This window comes from uncultured Agitococcus sp. (genome assembly GCF_937920075.1).
Classification (GTDB): Bacteria; Pseudomonadota; Gammaproteobacteria; order Pseudomonadales; family Moraxellaceae; genus Agitococcus.
Genome location: NZ_CALETI010000422.1, coordinates 1 through 1,456, shown reverse-complemented (window position 1 = coordinate 1,456; position 1,456 = coordinate 1). Strand labels below are relative to the sequence as shown.

The window sequence follows — 1,456 nt, the reverse complement described above, 5'->3', positions numbered from 1 at the left end:
ATATTGTCGCAGATGGTTGTATAGATGATAAAGTCATGCTTGCGATTGAGAATAAAGCAGAAACGCAACAGCAACTACTTGATGCTCTCAAACTAATCTAACACCCATAAAAAAAGCCACTAAATGTGGCTTTTCTTTTATCCCTTAATCGCTTTTATCTTCATAATCTCCCTTGTTACACAATCACCGATTATCGTTACAGGTGGTTGTTGTTTGACTTGTTTTTTCTTTTTGTACTTCATTTTGCACCTCGTAATAATGCCATGACGCAAAATAAAACGAATGTGTACGATAGTAAGTAAATCATAGTTTAACCCCCATTTTAGTTGGCTCAAGCTCGTTTAAGTCTTTAAGCGTGATTTTGTAACCAGCCTTTTTTAGCATATTTAGAAAATCTAAACGACTGGCGCGGCCAATCTGGTTACTAGCTATCCACTTATCAACCGTGTTTTTGCTCACTCTAAGCACACAAGCAACATAGGCAATAGTACCCAGTGCTTGCACCATCTCTTTAACTGTTTGCATTTGTTTAACTCCTAATTTGTTGGCTTAATATAGCATAAATAAAGTATAAATAAAGTATAAAAAAGATATAAATTATATCTTGCGTTTATTTTTTAATGGGACTATATTTAGCTTATCGAAACGCGGCATGATGCAAGCGTAAAAATAAACGACAACCGACTGCTACTAGCAGACAAACCACGCTTTGTTGAGCGAGACGGAAACACAGTAAATGACTAGCACTAACACTGCGAATAAGTCAGCCAAAAGCAAACTAAACGATGGGAATCTGAGCTGAGGCACTGAAACCGAGACTTTAAAAACGCATGGCCATTTGCTTAGTGGCCAGCCGTTTTTGTGGTCAAACGGAGAAAAGAAAATGCAAACAGTTCTAGTGGGTAATGTTGAGGTTGATGTTCACGAAGAAGATGGCGTTGTAAGTGCTGTCTTTGAGGGAAAAGACATTCTTGAGGCGATTATTGAGCTTGGCTTTTATGATGCGTTTGAGGAGAAGGTCTTTAAGGAATGCAATGCAATGCGAGATTCAAGCCGTGAAGCCGATTACATGGCTTGGGCATCTTAAACAAAAAAGCCTTAACGACTGGTACTTGTTAAGGCTTCTTTTTTGGTAGTCAGGAAACCAACGGAGAATATTATGAAACAATTTACAGTATGTATCAACTACGGTCGCAAATGCCCTGCTTTTGAGGCCATCGTGTCTGCACACAATGAGCATGACGCAAAACACCAAGCCCAAATTTTGGCGCGTATGAGTGGCTTTGATGCACCAGTAAAAAAAATAACAGTACAGGAGTGTTAAAAATGACTTTTCTTTTAAAGCTAGCCACAGTCATGGCTTTTTTTGTTGCGTTATTAGTTATTTGTATGTTGGTCAAGGCGATTGTCGACCAACAAAAACAAATAGCCGCACTTAAACGAAAAAACGCAGCTT

General features: G+C 38.6%; 3 protein-coding genes. 2 read left to right on the top strand and 1 reads right to left on the bottom strand.

All coding sequences use genetic code 11. The features are described from left to right. Positions 1-303 precede the first annotated feature (303 nt). Positions 304-525: a hypothetical protein gene (locus Q0212_RS14390; RefSeq protein WP_297926752.1), complete on the bottom strand. Its 222-nt coding sequence runs from the start codon at positions 523-525 to the stop codon at positions 304-306. Between the two features lie 358 nt (positions 526-883). On the opposite strand from Q0212_RS14390, the gene Q0212_RS14385 reads away from it, so the two are divergent. Further along, positions 884-1,087, top strand: a complete 204-nt coding sequence (locus Q0212_RS14385) for a hypothetical protein (RefSeq protein ID WP_297926749.1) — start codon at positions 884-886, stop codon at positions 1,085-1,087. A 72-nt stretch (positions 1,088-1,159) separates the two neighbouring features. Next, complete coding sequence (locus tag Q0212_RS14380) at positions 1,160-1,324, top strand: hypothetical protein (RefSeq protein WP_297926746.1); 165 nt, start codon at positions 1,160-1,162, stop codon at positions 1,322-1,324. The last annotated feature ends 132 nt before the right edge of the window (positions 1,325-1,456 follow it).